The organism is Microbulbifer regidiadema (SeqCode) (assembly GCF_052466995.1).
In genome coordinates, this window is sequence record NZ_CP174297.1 from 4,224,870 (window position 1) to 4,240,536 (window position 15,667).

Below are 15,667 nucleotides of genomic sequence, written 5' to 3' on the forward strand. Positions count from 1 at the left end.
TTGGTGGCGGACTATAAAAAGAGAAGCGATGACTTGCGCATAGTGTGATTATGAATATTCAGTTTCTGCCAGAGAAAATCCCCGTGGGTATCAGCCGCTGCGCGGTGGGTGATCCGGTGCGATACAACGGTAGCCACAAGCACAGCAAAGTCTGCACCCAACTGCTGGGCAGTTGTTTTGACTTGCAGGCCTATTGCCCCGAAGTGGCTGTGGGCCTGGGGGTGCCGCGCCCGCCCATTCACCTGATTGTCAGTGACCGCCTGCGCGCGGTGGGGCGGGATGATACCAATATTGATGTCACCGACGATCTCGAAGCCTACGCCGACGAGATAAGCCCGCAAGTGGCACAGCTTCGCGGTTTTATCCTGATGCAAAAATCCCCCAGCTGCGGCGTGCACACGACGCCGCACTATCAAAAAGGGGGGCGGGGTGTACTGGCGCACGCCGCCGGATTATTTACCGCGCGCCTGCGGCAAAACTTCCCGCATCTGCCCATGGAGGAAGTGGGGCGCCTGAATGCCAGCGATATCCGCGAGAACTTTTTAACTCGCGTGTTTGCCTACGACGCCTGGCACCGCTACGTCTCGCCGGATCCCCGGCCGGCCAAGGTGATCGAGTTTTATACCGCCTACAAGTACCTGCTGCTGGCCCACAGTCAGCCGCTGACCCGCGCCCTGGGCCAGTTCGTTGCCAATTCCCGCGCGCTGACCCCGGAAAAATTTGCCGATGAAGTCCGTGGGCGGATTATGGAGATCCTGTCCCAGCAGGCGTCGCGCAAAGACCGCACCAATGCCCTGATGCACAGCCAGGGGCACTTAAAGGGCTATTTAAACCGGGAGGAGCGCGCCGAACTGGCCCAGCTTATCGAGGAATACCGCCAGGGGCGCAAACCGATTTCGGCGGTGCTCACCATGCTGCGCCACTATTTGCCGCGCAGCCCCCATCACTTTATCCACAGTCAGGTTTTACTCGCCGCCGAGCCGGCGGAGTTGGGTTTGTGTGAATTTCGCTAATGGCCGCCATGACCGATCCAGAAGTTGTTGAACAAAATTTCTTTCCGATTCGCGAAGTGGCCCGCAGGACCGGTGTTCACCCGGTGACATTGCGGGCCTGGGAGCGCCGCTATGGTTTGCTGACCCCCTTGCGCACCGGTAAGGGACACCGCCTTTACAGCGAAGAGGAGGTGCGGCAAATCGAAAGGGTACTTCAATGTCTCGCCCGCGGTGTTTCCATTGGTCTGGTGCGGGACCTGTTGCGGCGCGATAAAGACAAAAACCCAATAGTGACAAGCGCGGCTGATAACACAAGCAGCTGGCAGGCGATGCGGGAGGAAACTGCCAGCCTGATTCGCGATTATGCCGAGGTCCAATTGCGCCGCCGCCTGGATGAATGGTTTGCCGCATTCCCCGCCGCTTTGCTGTTGGAGCACTGGCTTAAACCTCTGCATGTGCGGCTTGAGCGCTCTCGCCTGGCTGAAAGTCGGCGGGCACAGCAGTTTTTCTGGCCCCTGTTACAGGAGCAATTATTGCTGGCAAATGGTATGGCCAGAAAAAATTTGCTCGGGGACAAGTCCCGGCCGAGGCCCCGTGTTCTTTTACTGGAAGTGGCCGCGCAGGATCAGCTGGCTTTTATCCAGATGTTTATCGCCGTCCTTCTCGCCGCAGGTATTGAAGTGGTTACCCTGGCCTATCCGGCGGGGTTATCGGACCTTGGAAATAGCGTAAAAAAGTTCGCGGCACAGGGTGTGGTTTGCTATAGCCACAAAGCTCTCCCCAGCGATATCCTCGCGCGGGCGCTGCCGGAGGCGATCCGGGGTGTAAACGCTCCCCTGTGGCTTGCCGGTGACTTTATCGAGATGCAGCGCCTGGCGCTCGTAGAACTGGAACAGCTTCCATTCACGCACGTGCTGGCCGGCACGGCAGAGAGCGCCGTTACACAACTGCGGGGGTCTTTACCGTTATGAGCCGCCCTGTGAATTTGCCGCGTGGGCTGGTGTGGCTGCGCAGTGATTTGCGTCTACATGACAATACCGCGCTTTACCAGGCGAGCACCCAGTGCCAGCAGTTAGCCGCTATCTTTATCGCCTGCCCGGAGACCTGGCAGAGCCAGGATGAAGGCGAACCCTTGGTGGCCTTTCGCATGGCCTGCCTGCGGGAGTTGCAAACTGAATGTGCAGCGCGCAACCTACCGCTGTATTTTATTGAAGTCCCCTCATTTGCGCAGGTGCCGGAGGTTCTTCAGCAGGTGGCCGAGCGCCTGAAAATAGACGCTATTTATGCGAATACAGAATACCCTCTCAATGAGCAGCGTCGCGATGCGGCGGTAAGAGACTTATTGAAACAAGATGGCGTACAGGTGCAATTTTTCAGTGACCGCACCCTGTTGCCTCCCGGAGCCGTGAGAACCGGCAGTGGTGAACCCTACAAGGTTTTCACCCCCTTCAAGCGTGCCCTGATCCAACTCTGTGCCGATAGCGCTATAAAAACCCTGCCTAAACCCCGGAGGTTTGCCGGTGCAAAAGATGGGGCTCACTGGCCCAAGTGGTTCTCCCTATCGGGAGGGCAGAGGTTAAACCAGAAAATTCCAACGCAACTGCGTGGCTATAACCTCGATAAAATTTCGACTGCTGGTTTGATAAAAGGCTGGCAAGCGGGGGAAAAGGCGGCACAACAGCAACTCAAAAAATTCACGGGAAAAATCTCAACCTATCGAGCGGAAAGAGATTTTCCCGCGCTGGATAGTACCTCCTGCTTATCCCCCTATCTCAGTAGTGGTGCCATCTCGATTCGCCAGTGCATCACCGCAGCACTGAGTTTGAACGAGGGCCACTGGCTGGGCGGGGATGAAGGGATGGCCTGCTGGATCAGTGAATTAATCTGGCGGGAGTTTTACACCCACCTGTTAGCGGACTTTCCCCGTCTGAGTAAAGGCAAGCCGTTTAAACTGGAGACCGAGCAAATCCCCTGGTCCTACAACCGGGAGCAGTTTGAGCGCTGGATACAGGGTGAAACCGGAGTGCCAATCGTCGATGCCGCCATGCGCCAATTGCGCGAGACCGCCTGGATGCACAACCGGCTGCGTATGATCGTAGCCTCGTTTCTCAGTAAAAATATGCTGATAGATTGGCGCTGGGGCGAGCGCTATTTTATGCGGAATCTGATCGATGCCGACTTTGCCTCCAACAACGGCGGCTGGCAGTGGACCGCCTCTACCGGCACCGATGCCGCCCCTTATTTCCGCGTATTTAACCCCTATAGCCAATCGCAGCGCTTCGACCCCAAGGGGGAGTTTATTCGCAAATATGTGCCCGAGTTGAGCGGACTGAGTGACAGAACCATCCACGACCCGGCGCCGACAGCGGGTTATCCCCCGGTGATTTGCGATGTCGCAGCGGGGCGCAAGCGGGCCATTGAAGTTTTCGCCAGTTTGAAGTGAATTGAGAGGAGGGCGATAGTGCGGCTTAGAGCGCTTCGTCCTCAGTATGTACTTCGACAGATAAGTCGCTGCTAAAATCCAGTTTCACAGAGAAAACGATAGGTCTACAGCACACTTGGCAGTCCTCAATGTACTGTTGCGGTAAGGCCGATGTATCAATTAGCACCTGGATGGTTTCGCCACAATAGGGGCAACCAATACTTCTCTCGGTTATTGCTTCAGGCATAAATTGAGATCTCCCTTATCTAGCCGGGTAGTGATATTCCATTTGTAGTCTGTCCCTGCTGGTTAACTTTAGAATAGCGCCTAGTGCTTATATGGCTAGAAGAGCGATTCCTTTGTTCTTTATCCGCGAATAGTTCGGTTGCTTTCCGTTTTCGATTATAGTGACGCAGTTAGGAGTGGCGGTATCAAGGGGATTAGCCCCAACAGGCTTGAGCGGTTGTTATGGCGTATTTTCTTGAATTGGGGTTTTTGGGGCTGTTTGTCTCGGCGTTTTTGGCGGCAACTATCTTACCGCTGAGCTCCGAAGTGGTTATGTCCGGCCTTTTACTGCATGGATACTCGCCCTGGGTCCTGGTTGCAGTGGCCACCTGCGGGAATGTCGCCGGCTCACTACTCAATTATGCGCTGGGTTACTGGGCCAGTTTGGGGGTTATCAAGAAATGGTTGAGAATGTCCGAAGAGGAGTTTGTTCAGGCCGAGCAGAAGTTTAAAAAATATGGTGTTTTCTCATTGCTTTTCGCCTGGGTTCCCATTATTGGTGATCCCCTTACTGTGATGGCGGGTATTTTACGGATTCGACTGCTTTGGTTTCTGCTATTGGTGACTCTGGGTAAAGGTCTGCGTTATATGGCGATTGCCTATGTGGTCTTGCAGGCCGCCTGAGTGGTTAGTTGGCCGGATTTTCACAGTACCTTGACGGAAATTCCCGGCCCTTTTAGATATCCAAAAGCTTGAGCTTTAGATGCCTGAAGATTGAGCCATTAGCTATTTCTGCGGGTCGGCCTTCTACATTGCCGGCACCATCCTCTTTCGAGTTATAAATCTATGTCAGAATCTTCTATCATTTTTACAGATTGCCACCCCAAATTTCTGCGAGAACTTGCTTATTTTTTATATAAGAAGCTATAAGACCTGCATGAGATAAAGATTTAGAAAAATTATTTATATCAATATTATGTTTCATAATCTAAGAGAACCACATCACCATCCAGTAAGAATTGACATATTTGACCGACTTTATCGGGCAAATAGTTTTCGAGTACATAGTAACAATACTTCGGACACTTTTATGCCGCAATTGCCGCGTAATCGCTGTAGTGATCATAAATGTAGCTGACTTTTTCACAGCTTCGGTCCAGACCTAAGCTGCTAAAAACCCTATCTATTAGATGTTGGTTGAACTTGCGGCGCTTCCAGCTGGCGATTGAGATAACTGTAGGTGCATCTGTCTGCGCCTCTCTGCGATCTTAAAATTTCAGCAAATTCAGCGCTGTTAGGAACGAATTAACATGAAGGTTTATGGCTTCATTCTGCTGGGGCTTATCAACACTGGACATTTTGGCAAAAACTTTTTTAATTGTGTCTTCCATGGGCAGTTACTGCGTTAATCAGATTTCGTAAACCTTATTCTCTCAGTCTCCGCCCATGGATTCCAGCACTACGCCCCCAATTTGCCTCTCAAAAGTGTCCGAAGTATTGGTAGATGGAAAGTGTGGAAGGGCGATAGAAAAAGCCTAGAAATTAACGGTATAGAATTCACTTAAAGAGGTATTGCCGTACAGCCTTCGAATATGCTCAGAAAGATTTTGATGCTTTCCTAGCTTAGGGAGGTGAGGGTCGGGGCCGGCTGCTAAAGGTGCTCCCTGTTATCGATATCCAGTAGGTAGTTGTTGGCGCTGAAGTACCAGTTAAGTTCTTCCAGCTTTGAGCAACCCACAGTGGCAAAGTCCCTCTCGAAACCCTAACGGTAAAAAATTAATAGATAGCTATAAATTGAGAGGGGTGGCTCAATAACTATTCTTTCTCCCCGGCCGCCCTTAGAATCGCTGAGAAAAATATATCGAATGATTCTCTAACACGGATTAATTTAGTTGGATAAAACTTGTGCTCAGCATTTTGTTCGAAATTATCTCGTATCTATCCACAGGGAAAGTACATAGTTAACCACACGAATCTAATCGATTAGTTTTTTACCACCTTCGTGCAATATGCCAGAGTAGCCAAAGAGAAAGCCCAGTACTGGCAAGGAGATTTTCACTTCAAACTGGTAGAGCCCATTCACAATAGCCTTTCCGGCATAAACCTTGGGTCTGAATAGTGCTGGAATAGGTACCCCAAAAATAGACACGGATTGTTGTTGCCACTGCCAGTTACCGCCCTCGGTTGAAATCCCAAGCTGTATTTTGACCGGGCCGGTGGATTCAATCCAGTACCCCCCTTGTTGATAAGTCCTTACTGGGTAGAACTCTGACGTAAGGGGATGGGTGCTGGCAAAAGTGCGAGACCAGATTAGTTTTTCTGAGGAGTGATGAATTTCTACAGAAAAAGGTACCTTGCCAGCTTTTGTGGGCGCCCCCAATTTGCGCGCCATGCGCCGGCCAATCCAGCCGGCGATGCCGGAGCCAAAGCGGATATTCACCGCCCCATTCAGTTGGGCTCCCTGGGTATGTAAGCGCTGTAAAAGTGGATTCAGCGTACTAAAGTCGGGCCCAAACCAGTTGAGAACCGCATTATTCATCGGGTAATACCTGAATAAATCACTAGAGCGCTGTTTCCCGAATGTTTAAGCCTTAGGGCGAACCACCGCTTGCACTGCGCAGTAAATGGTCTTGTCCCCGTCTTTATCCTGCACCTCTGAGGACTCAGAGATCACCTGGGATACAACCAGGTCTGACAGACTAACCACTTCCATCAATTCTTTCTTACAGCTGGCAATATTGGCGGCATTAGATATGGCAGCGTCGTAACTGGTTTTGTGGGAGAAAGCTCTTTCCTCCTCGCCTCGGCGGCTGCGTTGAATACTTTGGTAAGCCTCTTTGCTCGCATCCACAGTATCGCCAATAACACGACCCGGTTTGACTTCGAATTGCATGCAGGCAGTAGTGGCGAGAGTCATGGCAATAAGGGGAAAAAGTTTGTTCATTTTTCGATCTAAGTCCATCTGATATTGAATACTGCTGTAGAGCTTTGGGACACGCTGATTGCGGTCAGCAAAATAACCCGCAGGATCTTATCGGGATATGGCCAGTAATCAAGTGAGTCTGTAAATAGATAGCTTCAATAGGTGGGCAATAACTGGAGCCAGAGAAATATCGGAGTCCTTTGTAAGAATTCGCTACCTGGTACGACAAAGCTAGAGAGCTTCTGGGTCATTCTGCGTGTCTCTGTAAGTCCAGCAGGGCGCGACTTTAGGGTCATATCTGTTTAAGGCTCGCAGAGAGATTGCGCAATGACACAGGGGCTCCCTTGCTATACCAGCAAATTAGTCTATTTATTGGGACTCGTACCCCTCCACTTGAGGTATCACTAATATGAAACTACTTTACCGCACCCTGTTCGCAACTCTCTTATTGCTCTCTGTACCCCTCGTATCAGCCGGTGAGCGTTTCTCCGAGATGCGCTTTAAAGAGCTGCAAGCTGCCAAGCAACCGGTATTGATTGATGTGCGGGCAGACTGGTGCCCTACCTGTAAGAAGCAGAGTGTGATTCTTGCGCAATTCCAGAAAGAGAATCCCCAGTGTGGCCTCACTGTTCTGGATGTGAACTTTGATCAACAAAAAGAGTGGGTAAAGCACTTTCGTGCGCCCAGACAGTCAACCCTGTTGCTCTATCTTGGGGAGCAGCAGGTTTGGTTCAGCATTGCCGAAACACGCGCCGATGTGATTCGCCAGAATATCTTTAACTCGGTGAAGGCTTGCGGCGAAAATGCTTGAATACAGTGCTATCCCCCTGGCCTTGGTTGCGGGCACGCTGAGTATTCTCTCCCCCTGTGTCTGGCCGCTGGTGCCAATGGTCGTTGGCGCCTCCAGCAGTGCAGGGCGCTGGGGTCCCTATGCGCTCGCCATAGGGCTTAGCTTATCCTTTGCCCTGGCTGGAACCGTACTGAGCTTTCTGCTGGTCTCTTTAGGGCTGGACCCAGAGTTATTTCGCTATATCGCGGCCATCCTGTTGGTGGTTGTGGCCCTTATACTGCTTATCAAACCCCTGTCCGACTGGGTGACGCTGCGTTTGTCCAAGCTTACCGCCGGGGCGAGTATTACCGGTGATGGTGCCTGGGCCGGGCAGTTTGGTATCGGCTTCCTCACCGGAATTATTTGGCTGCCCTGCGTAGGCCCCACTCTGGGAGCGGCAATTGCGCTCGCCTCCATAGGCCAGCAGCTGGGCCAATCTTTTATAGTGATGTTTTCTTTTGGGTTGGGTACCGCTGCCGCTTTGTTGGTGGCCGGGGGGCTCTCGCGGAAAATTTATAGCCGCTTATCCCCATCAGTGGGGGCTTTTGCACTTGGTGGCAAAGTGGCACTTGGCGTCATACTTTTACTGCTCGGTGTTATGGTTTTAACTGGCTTTGATAAGGTGCTGGAAACTTGGGCTTTGAACTGGATGCCCGAGTGGACGTTTAGTTTTTGATTTTGTTTTATTAAATCTAGAATTGGATATCTGGGGGGCTGTAGGGGCGGGATCTGGTAGTTCTGCAAACGAAGATGAATTTTATGAGAAGGAATACCATCTATTTTCTCAGGGTTATCAGGCGGATATACCTTAAGCTAGGATATTGAATGTTTACGATCAGGAAGAGTTTAATAATATCTGGCTAACTATTCCAACTATATCGGGAGATACACCGTGCCCGGATTTTGAAGTCAACCAGGCGGTAGTGATATTAACTGAAATTACTGTTTACTCAGGGCTTGAGGTGATGAATTTTGATAGATGCCAATACGCAATGATTGAATTTGAGCGTGGCAACAAGCCGGTTTCTGTACTTTTCAAAGAAAAGAATGGCTATAACGCAATTGTTTATTAAGGTTTGACGATTCGAATCGAGACTCTTTCCATGAGTTAACGCATCCTATGCGCTGTTAATCCTGCCGGATTCTTCAATCCATTGCTGGCCAAAACCTGCTTTTTGGATATGGCCGATAAAAATATTCATTAGCCTTTCCATGCAGCTCTCAAGGTCTACTTCAAACTCTAATTCTTCGTCGGCCTGGTAATCTTCAGCTGCTTGATCTGCCATGTCCCAGAAAAACTGGGTTAGTCTGCGAGCTTTGTCTTCGGAGAGAAGGTCACTATTGCCGAGGATAATATTTTCAGCCCACTGATTGTTTAGCTGTCGGGCATAGTGAATGGCTATATCCTTAGCGGCCAGCTCATATTTATTGAATTCCATTACTATTTATAAGCCTGAATATGTGTTCCACTTTCCATAAGTAATAGCTTCTGGCTAGCACTATTAACCTTGGTCCAGAAGAGCTTGCGGTGATGAATGGCCTCTTCTGAACCGCAATATTCAAGCCGGCTTTAATCCACCGGCCAGTAAATACGCACCAGCGGCATTAGTGCTCGGCCTTCCAAATCGAAGCTCTCATAGTGGCTGACGATTAAATCGGCCAGGTCATCGAGGTCCACCAGGGTGAGGGGGAAGGTGGAGCGGTCGGCTTCGTAGCGGGCTTCGCGGGTGAAGCCGCCAGTGCTCACGAAAAGGCCGGAATCTCCTTCCCGCAGGGCGCCGATAAAGCCACGTATGGCGGGGGCGCCCATGGAGCCGTTGCGATGTTTAACCTCGGCTTTAATACGCGGCTGGGTAAGGCCCAGGCCGTCCGGTGAGGCGATCACATCCACACCGCGATCCGGGCCCTTGGGGGATACTTTGGCCTTAAAGCCCATCGCGCGCAGTATTGCCGCAACCAGTTCTTCCATTTCTTCGGGAAGCAGTGCGGCGATCTTGTCTTTGATGAGTTCGTGGCTCTGGGCCACGGTTTCGTCTTTGAGCTGTGCGCTATCAGTTTCTGCGGCCTCGTCTTCCTGCGGCGTTACTGTACGGCCCTCGAATATGGTTAAGAAGGCATCAATGGTTTCCTGGCTTAGGGAGAAGAGGGTGAGGGTTGAACCGAGGGAGTTCTTGGCTTTTTGTGGCAGCTGGTCGCGGTACTCCCCTTTATCGACGCCCAATAGGTAGTTCCGTGTCTCCGGGTTGTAGCTCACAATATAGTCGCCAGCGGCAATCTGATCGCGAAACTTCAGGATCATAGCGAGGGCATTGGCAGTGGCCGCAGGCTTATCATTGCCGTAAATCTTGATGTATTCATCCCGCAAGCGCTCGGTGCTTGAATACTGGCTTAGGTCTCCCGGCTGTGACCAACCCACTGCGGCAAAGCCTTTCTCGAAGTCTTCACTGTAAATACCACCGCGCCCGGCGCGGATCATCCATGCGTTGGTCATTAAGCTTTTCCATAAAGGTATTGGTTTAGGAGTTATGAAAGTGACTCATTATGCCTAGCTGTAATGCGGGCAATGCAGCCTGGGGAGTGAATTAGACCATGAGTGAAAATAGACTCCCAGTTGTTTGGTGTCTCAAAACGTTGATCTAGTCTAACCAGTCTATCTGTTAGACAATTTAACATTTCTTTATTAGAAACTGTAGATCTTGGAAGTGTCTGTATCACATTGAGTGGAAATACCCATAATCTTGACCAAAAAGAGTTAAGAGTAGTTATGATACCACTAGGAATTACAATTTCATTAATATGGTAATTGATTGATGCTTCAAGTTCATGACCCTGCTCAGTAGATTGTATACTAATTTTAGGCGTGTCTGACTCGGATGAAAACTCAATGAAGCAAGTTATTAGCCTATGATTTAAACAAGAGTCATAATATGGGTGTAAAAATCTAGCCTTCGTACTTGCTTCACCGACAATCTTAGTCGCCTTATTCCTATTACAATTACATGCAGGAATAAGATTCTTTGAGAATACAGAGAACTCTGGATAATGTTTCTTGGGTAAAAAGTGATCGACGTCGGTGGTTTTAAATGACCCACACATAGGGCAAGTATCTGGAGAGCTACTCTCAATATCATCTATAAATTTTAAATCTTTTGGTCTCGGTTTGTTATAGTTTTTAAAGAGTCCGTTTTTTAACTCTTCGGGTATTATTCTATTTTCTATATTCCAGGCATTGCCTCGCTTAAGATGATAATGTTTATATTGTCTGCGAATTAAATGAATTTTATGCTTAAGATACGGGTAGCTTGTTTTTTTTAATCGAGAATTTTCAGAATTGTTCTTGATCGCGTTCAAATCATCAACGGGGGGAGCGCTTAGAAATTTCAATTAAACACCTTCCAGTTTTTGGCGAATATTCATAAGGCAGCCAAGGGCGATGTCTTTGCCAACTTCTGACTCGATATCCTTAAAGGTTCTTCCTTTAAAGTTATCTAGTACTTTTTCGGCAAGGCTATTCTCAAATCTTTCATCAAAAACAAATTGTGAAATTGAATCTACGTCAGAGCCGAAAGTTTTCAAACGAGGTGTGGTTATGGTTACCCTGGATACATCATCATCTTGGACTTTGATTACATGAACCTGCTCCCTTGGAACCTCCCGAACAAAATAAGAAGAGTGCGTAGCTATTAGAGCTTGGGAGCCTGTATTTTCTAATATGAAGTCTAGAAGTCTGACAAAATCTGATATCATGTTTGGATGCATATGAGTTTCAGGTTCATCCATAACCACAAATGAACCATTCTCTATATGAAGGCAGCATAATAAGGCGAACTTAATAAAGACCAGCTGACCGCTACTTAGTGGAAATGATTGCTCGTTTATAACGCGTATAAATTCCGAACCATCAGAAATAAGGTTAAAATTATCCAGTTTCTCTTGTTCTCCACCACTCACGAGTCTCTTTATGCTGATAGGGCCGTTTTCATGTTGAATATATAATTCGTTCTTGGGGATTAATTTAGTGACAGCTTCAAAAAAAAGGCCTTTCCTAGTGTCTTTGCCAATTTCATCCTCACTTCGAAATAGCTGAACTAGGTCGCTACCAATGTTGCTCTTTGAAGGCTGTCCCGATGATCTAGTCAGACTGAGCCTTCGATAATAGAGTTTTTGAGTCTGTTTTCTTTCAGTGGGAAAAGTATTTGCGGTCTCCCCTGGAGTTTCAATTGCAATAAGTCGACTTATCATTGGTCTAGCAGATAAGTCAGTATCTTTAAGTAAGGTGCTTTTAACCTTGCGTTGTAATGCAGCACGGCAAAATCTATTTAAAGCTTGGCTTTTTCCGGTGCCATTTCGTCCAATTAGAATGTTAATTCTTCTGGGGATAAGGCTGTTCGCATCATATCTCAGCTCTATCTCATGTCTGTTTGAAAATCCATCGAGCTGAAAAGAGAGGCTTAATTTTTGGCTTATTCTAGTGAAATCCTCACGTGAGTCTTCTCCAAAAAGCATTTCAGCATTGTGAAAAGCAAAAAATGGTTCAGAATTTCTCATGAATGCACGTTTAAAGCAATTTGATTTAATTGCGCTAGATAACCATTGCGGTTGATTCTTTAATGTTTTGGCAAAAATCAAATCATTTGCGCTGTCAAGAAATTTTTCGGCGGCGGTCCAGCCTAATGAGTTGATTAGGTTTCTATAGTGGCCAAGTGATGGAAGCATGGAATATACAGTTGTTCCATTAAATAGATCGTCTTCTTCTCCGTTTCTTTTGGCCTCAAGGTATTGATCTATACTTACATACTCCTTTTCTGGCTTCTGTTTTAATATTCCAGTAAATATTTCTCCCTCAGCTTTCCTTCCCTGGATATTTGCCTTATATTTAGATCTAATAATGTATGAGAAATCACTGTCTTCATCTCTTGTTTGCCAGACAACAATCTGATTGTCTTGGGCTCTTGCCGGCCTATCATTTAAAATGAATTCAACGTTTTTATGTGTGATTGCTGTCATTATGTAGTTTTATGAATCAGTGTGTTGGTTAGCAGTAGTTGAGTGTTTCGAGATTCTTCCAAGTGAGCTTCAAATTTTTCACAGATTCTTAATAGTAGGTTGACTTTAGCAACGATTCTTTGCTGCTCTTCAATTGGTGGTGTAGGTAGTACAATACTCCGGCTTTTGGTAACGGAAATGTTGTCTTGCCCAGCGGTGCCAATAAGTTCAATATCTGCGAGGAAAATGCCAGCTTTCAAGTATGTATAAATGTAGGTGCTAAAATGTTCATCAATTGGCCTGAAAAAAGTGATAGCTTGATTACAATTCCATTCTAGAGCCGTATCGGGGATTATCGCGACCTTTCCTAATGGAGGGCCAACAATATTCATAATTACATCCCCTGGATAAAGAATGGATCTCTTGAGTTTTGTAGAGTGATAAGTGGGTTCGATATATTGCGCTTTATATTCGAAATCAATGTTCTGATTGCGAATATTGTAAACTTTAAGATATGGAATCCCTTTGTCGTCAATAAATTCACTTTTAGGCGGCGTTGAGCCTGAGGTTATGCCGAAGCAAATATCGTCTAAGCGACACCACTTCCAATTTGCGGGGAGTTTGAACGGCTTTTCTTCATCGCCGATCTCCGGCAAGGGCTTTTGCTTCTTAATCTTTTTCTCTTTAACCAGCTCTGCCTTCTCCGCTGCAATCCGCTCTAGCAACACACTTGCCGGTTCGTCGTTGGGATCTTGGGGTACCAGTTTGCCCATAACGGCCAGTTGCAGGATGGTTTGCTTGAGTTGTTCTACGGCGTAGTCGGTGGTGATTAGGGTGTCGAAGTGTTCGCTCAGGCGGGCCCAGTTTTGCTTGAGTTCTTCGGCGTCTTGGGCGCTGGTTAGGGTTGCCAGCAGGGTATCCACCAGCTGTTGATGGGCGTCCAGGCTGGCTTCGGTTTGCTGTTCCAGTTGGTCGCAGAGGGCCATGAGTTCGTCGACTTTGTTGACGATTCTTTTCTGCTCACTTAATGGTGGAATAGGAAACTCAAACTGCTCTAATACCTTTTTGCTTAGCCCCTCAATAGCCATGCCGACTTGCCTGCCCCAGACTAAGTGCTGAACCATAGGGGATAAAATTCCCAAGTGAATGAATCTACTCATTTGGTTTTCTATCGGACGTATGATGGTTACGTGCTGGCTTACATTAGCTTCTGTTAGGTGTTTGGGGAACACAACAGATCGGCCCAGGGATGCACCTGTAATATTGAGCAATACGTCATCAGGTACTACCTTCGTATTTCCCATTTTTTGGTGAGTTTCATCTGTAATGTAAGCAATATCATCTAATCGTAAGCCTTCGTTCCAGATATTTTGGGAGCGAAGAAAGGGTATTCCTTTATCAACGTAAGCATTTTTGCCGCCTCTAGGAGTACTTCCTGAACCGAGTTTACTCGTTAGGTCCCCTAAGCGAACATATGACCAGCCATTTGGAATTTCAAAAGGCATTTCTTCTTTAGTTATTTCAGGAAGAGGGGGCTGTTTCTTAATCTTCTTATCTTTGATGAGCTTCGCCTTCTCTATAGCAATCCGCTCCAGCAACACACTAGCCGGCTCATCATTCGGATCTTGCGGCACCAACTTACCACGCACCGCCAACTCCAGAATCAGCTCGCGCAGTTTCTTAATGCCGTACAGTTCTCTTTTGCTGTTGCTGCCTCGGCCCTGGGTTTTCTTGGCCTTAACCGCAGAGGTCCAGAGTTCCAGATTCTCAGTAATTAATTTTTCCGCACTCATTGCTGTTAACCCTCGCTCTTGCCAGTAAGGGCTTCGGATAAAATACCTTTCAGTTGGTCGCGCAACTTCTGGATCTCTACTTGCTGCTTACTGTACTGGGCCAATAGGGCATCGGGGTCGTGGCTGGCTTCCTCTTCCTGGTGGGGGTTTTTAATATCCAGGTTGTAATTGCGCTCGATAATCTCATCGATACTCACTTGCCAGGCGCGCTCGTTGGCCAGGCGGTTTTTGCGCTTAAGCTTGGTTTTCTGGCGCTTGCCCTCGCCCCACCAGTCGGCACACTCATCGAAATGAGCCAGCTGCATAGGTTTGGTTTTATTAAAGGCTTTTACCCCTTCGGGCAAGGGCACTTCGTAGTACCAAATATCTTTGGTGGGTGTACCTTTCTCAAAAAACAGGATATTGGTCTTGATACTGGTGTAGGGGGCAAATACCGATTTGGGCAGGCGCACAATGGTGTGCAGGTTGCACTCTTCCAGCAGCATTTTTTTGATTTTGGTTTTTACACCCTCGCCAAACAGGGTGCCGTCTGGCAATACTACGGCGGCACGGCCCTTGTTTTTTAATACCTCGACAATCAGCTGCAAAAACAAGTCGGCGGTTTCGCGGGTCTGCATTTCGGCGGGGAAGTTTTTCTCGATACCGTCTTCCTCGGTGCCGCCGAAGGGTGGGTTAGAGACCACTACATCGATATCTTCCTCCCAGCTGGATAGGGGCTTGCTGAGGGTATTGCCGTGCTTGATTTGCACCGGCACTTCTATGCCGTGCAGCAACATATTAGTGGTACACAGCAGGTGCGGTAGCTGCTTTTTCTCGACGCCGCGGATTTGCTCTTGTAGGGCCAGCTGGTCTTCGGCGGTTTTTACGTAGTTGCTTTCAACGTGGTCCACGGAGCAGGCGAGGAAGCCGCCGGTGCCGCAGGCGGGGTCGAAAATGGTTTCCCCCAGCTGTGGGTCGATCATCTGCACAATAAAGCGGGTTACGGCGCGGGGGGTGTAGAACTCCCCGGCGTTACCAGCGCTCTGCAAGTCTTTCAGGATCTGCTCGTAGATATCGCCAAACAGGTGGCGTTCGCTGGAGTCGGTAAAGTCGATTTCGTTGAGCTTGTTGATCACTTGGCGCAACAGGGTGCCGTTCTTCATATAGTTGAAGGCGTCATTGAACGCCTCCTTGACGACAAAGCCCCGGGGATTACTGCTGATCGGCGCCGATAGACCCTTGAGCTTGGGGAACAACTGTTCGTTGACGAACTCCAGCAGTTCATCGCCGGTAATCCCCTGGCTGTCGGCGGCCCAGCTGCGCCACAGGTATTTTTTGGGAATAGGGGCCCGGTAGTCGTCCTGCTCAAACTCCAGTTCCTCTTCCTGGGCATCAAAGATTTTCAGGAACAGCAGCCAGGACATTTGCCCGAGGCGCTGGGCATCGCCGTCGACGCCGGCGTCTTTGCGCATAATATCTTGGATGGATTTGATGACAGTGCTGACGGACATAGTACTT

16 protein-coding genes are annotated in these 15,667 nt (G+C 48.6%); 7 read left to right on the top strand and 9 right to left on the bottom strand.

Annotated elements, in window-relative coordinates; translation table 11 throughout:
* Nucleotides 1–50: 50 nt before the first annotated feature.
* The 3 genes from ACJJIK_RS18455 to ACJJIK_RS18465 are packed head-to-tail and all read left to right on the top strand — an operon-like array spanning nucleotide 51 to nucleotide 3,435.
* A complete protein-coding gene (locus tag ACJJIK_RS18455; protein ID WP_444943515.1) occupies nucleotides 51–1,013 on the top strand; it encodes a YbgA family protein in 963 nt (320 codons plus the stop codon).
* Nucleotides 1,013–1,963 carry a MerR family transcriptional regulator gene (locus tag ACJJIK_RS18460; protein ID WP_444943516.1) on the top strand — a complete coding sequence of 317 codons (951 nt, stop codon included), beginning with the start codon at nucleotides 1,013–1,015 and terminating at the stop codon, nucleotides 1,961–1,963. The genes ACJJIK_RS18455 and ACJJIK_RS18460 overlap by 1 nt, the downstream gene beginning before the upstream one ends.
* Nucleotides 1,964–1,971: 8 nt before the next feature.
* Nucleotides 1,972–3,435 carry a cryptochrome/photolyase family protein gene (locus ACJJIK_RS18465; RefSeq protein WP_444943517.1) on the top strand — a complete coding sequence of 488 codons (1,464 nt, stop codon included), beginning with the start codon at nucleotides 1,972–1,974 and terminating at the stop codon, nucleotides 3,433–3,435.
* A gap of 25 nt (nucleotides 3,436–3,460) precedes the next feature.
* Here the strand turns inward: ACJJIK_RS18465 and ACJJIK_RS18470 are convergent, their stop codons facing one another.
* A complete protein-coding gene (locus tag ACJJIK_RS18470) occupies nucleotides 3,461–3,661 on the bottom strand; it encodes a CPXCG motif-containing cysteine-rich protein (protein ID WP_444929702.1) in 201 nt (66 codons plus the stop codon).
* A 221-nt stretch (nucleotides 3,662–3,882) separates the two neighbouring features.
* On the opposite strand from ACJJIK_RS18470, the gene ACJJIK_RS18475 reads away from it, so the two are divergent.
* Nucleotides 3,883–4,323: a YqaA family protein gene (locus tag ACJJIK_RS18475; protein ID WP_444943518.1), complete on the top strand. Its 441-nt coding sequence runs from the start codon at nucleotides 3,883–3,885 to the stop codon at nucleotides 4,321–4,323.
* Nucleotides 4,324–5,614: 1,291 nt separating this feature from the next.
* Here the strand turns inward: ACJJIK_RS18475 and ACJJIK_RS18480 are convergent.
* A complete protein-coding gene (locus ACJJIK_RS18480; RefSeq protein ID WP_444943519.1) occupies nucleotides 5,615–6,178 on the bottom strand; it encodes a DUF4166 domain-containing protein in 564 nt (187 codons plus the stop codon).
* Nucleotides 6,179–6,223: 45 nt separating this feature from the next.
* Complete coding sequence (locus ACJJIK_RS18485; protein ID WP_444943520.1) at nucleotides 6,224–6,583, bottom strand: hypothetical protein; 360 nt, start codon at nucleotides 6,581–6,583, stop codon at nucleotides 6,224–6,226.
* 388 nt (nucleotides 6,584–6,971) lie between these two features.
* On the opposite strand from ACJJIK_RS18485, the gene ACJJIK_RS18490 reads away from it, so the two are divergent.
* From ACJJIK_RS18490 to ACJJIK_RS18500, 3 genes are all read left to right on the top strand, one after another.
* Entirely contained in the window at nucleotides 6,972–7,373 is a 402-nt protein-coding gene (locus tag ACJJIK_RS18490) for a thioredoxin family protein (RefSeq protein WP_444943521.1), read from the top strand.
* Entirely contained in the window at nucleotides 7,366–8,067 is a 702-nt protein-coding gene (locus ACJJIK_RS18495) for a cytochrome c biogenesis CcdA family protein (RefSeq protein ID WP_444943522.1), read from the top strand. Before ACJJIK_RS18490 ends, ACJJIK_RS18495 begins: the two co-directional genes overlap by 8 nt.
* Nucleotides 8,068–8,212: 145 nt before the next feature.
* Nucleotides 8,213–8,464 (top strand): hypothetical protein, encoded by a 252-nt coding sequence (locus tag ACJJIK_RS18500; RefSeq protein WP_444943523.1) that lies wholly within the window; start codon nucleotides 8,213–8,215, stop codon nucleotides 8,462–8,464.
* Nucleotides 8,465–8,509: 45 nt separating this feature from the next.
* On the opposite strand, the gene ACJJIK_RS18505 is transcribed toward ACJJIK_RS18500, so the two are convergent.
* From ACJJIK_RS18505 to ACJJIK_RS18530, 6 genes are all read right to left on the bottom strand, one after another.
* A complete protein-coding gene (locus tag ACJJIK_RS18505) occupies nucleotides 8,510–8,830 on the bottom strand; it encodes a hypothetical protein (protein WP_444943524.1) in 321 nt (106 codons plus the stop codon).
* A gap of 131 nt (nucleotides 8,831–8,961) precedes the next feature.
* Nucleotides 8,962–9,882 (bottom strand): restriction endonuclease, encoded by a 921-nt coding sequence (locus ACJJIK_RS18510; protein WP_444943525.1) that lies wholly within the window; start codon nucleotides 9,880–9,882, stop codon nucleotides 8,962–8,964.
* A 32-nt stretch (nucleotides 9,883–9,914) separates the two neighbouring features.
* On the bottom strand, nucleotides 9,915–10,775 hold the full coding sequence (locus ACJJIK_RS18515) for a hypothetical protein (protein WP_444943526.1): 861 nt from the start codon (nucleotides 10,773–10,775) through the stop codon (nucleotides 9,915–9,917).
* Nucleotides 10,776–12,398, bottom strand: a complete 1,623-nt coding sequence (locus ACJJIK_RS18520) for an ATP-dependent nuclease (RefSeq protein WP_444943527.1) — start codon at nucleotides 12,396–12,398, stop codon at nucleotides 10,776–10,778.
* Entirely contained in the window at nucleotides 12,398–14,170 is a 1,773-nt protein-coding gene (locus tag ACJJIK_RS18525) for a restriction endonuclease subunit S (protein ID WP_444943528.1), read from the bottom strand. The genes ACJJIK_RS18520 and ACJJIK_RS18525 overlap by 1 nt, the downstream gene beginning before the upstream one ends.
* 5 nt (nucleotides 14,171–14,175) lie before the next feature.
* The gene (locus tag ACJJIK_RS18530) at nucleotides 14,176–15,660 is read right to left on the bottom strand and encodes an N-6 DNA methylase (RefSeq protein ID WP_444943529.1); all 1,485 of its coding nucleotides are present in this window, start codon (nucleotides 15,658–15,660) and stop codon (nucleotides 14,176–14,178) included.
* Nucleotides 15,661–15,667 lie beyond the last annotated feature (7 nt).

What these genes read in the sequence shown, in the direction of transcription:
- ACJJIK_RS18455 (WP_444943515.1), top strand. Translation starts at nt 51, where the DNA reads ATGAATATTCAGTTTCTGCCAGAGAAAATCCCCGTGGGTATCAGCCGC.
- ACJJIK_RS18460 (WP_444943516.1), top strand. Translation starts at nt 1,013, where the DNA reads ATGGCCGCCATGACCGATCCAGAAGTTGTTGAACAAAATTTCTTTCCG.
- ACJJIK_RS18470 (WP_444929702.1), bottom strand. Translation starts at nt 3,661, where the DNA reads ATGCCTGAAGCAATAACCGAGAGAAGTATTGGTTGCCCCTATTGTGGC.
- ACJJIK_RS18475 (WP_444943518.1), top strand. Translation starts at nt 3,883, where the DNA reads ATGGCGTATTTTCTTGAATTGGGGTTTTTGGGGCTGTTTGTCTCGGCG.
- ACJJIK_RS18480 (WP_444943519.1), bottom strand. Translation starts at nt 6,178, where the DNA reads ATGAATAATGCGGTTCTCAACTGGTTTGGGCCCGACTTTAGTACGCTG.
- ACJJIK_RS18485 (WP_444943520.1), bottom strand. Translation starts at nt 6,583, where the DNA reads ATGAACAAACTTTTTCCCCTTATTGCCATGACTCTCGCCACTACTGCC.
- ACJJIK_RS18490 (WP_444943521.1), top strand. Translation starts at nt 6,972, where the DNA reads ATGAAACTACTTTACCGCACCCTGTTCGCAACTCTCTTATTGCTCTCT.
- ACJJIK_RS18495 (WP_444943522.1), top strand. Translation starts at nt 7,366, where the DNA reads ATGCTTGAATACAGTGCTATCCCCCTGGCCTTGGTTGCGGGCACGCTG.
- ACJJIK_RS18505 (WP_444943524.1), bottom strand. Translation starts at nt 8,830, where the DNA reads ATGGAATTCAATAAATATGAGCTGGCCGCTAAGGATATAGCCATTCAC.
- ACJJIK_RS18510 (WP_444943525.1), bottom strand. Translation starts at nt 9,882, where the DNA reads ATGACCAACGCATGGATGATCCGCGCCGGGCGCGGTGGTATTTACAGT.
- ACJJIK_RS18520 (WP_444943527.1), bottom strand. Translation starts at nt 12,398, where the DNA reads ATGACAGCAATCACACATAAAAACGTTGAATTCATTTTAAATGATAGG.
- ACJJIK_RS18525 (WP_444943528.1), bottom strand. Translation starts at nt 14,170, where the DNA reads ATGAGTGCGGAAAAATTAATTACTGAGAATCTGGAACTCTGGACCTCT.
- ACJJIK_RS18530 (WP_444943529.1), bottom strand. Translation starts at nt 15,660, where the DNA reads ATGTCCGTCAGCACTGTCATCAAATCCATCCAAGATATTATGCGCAAA.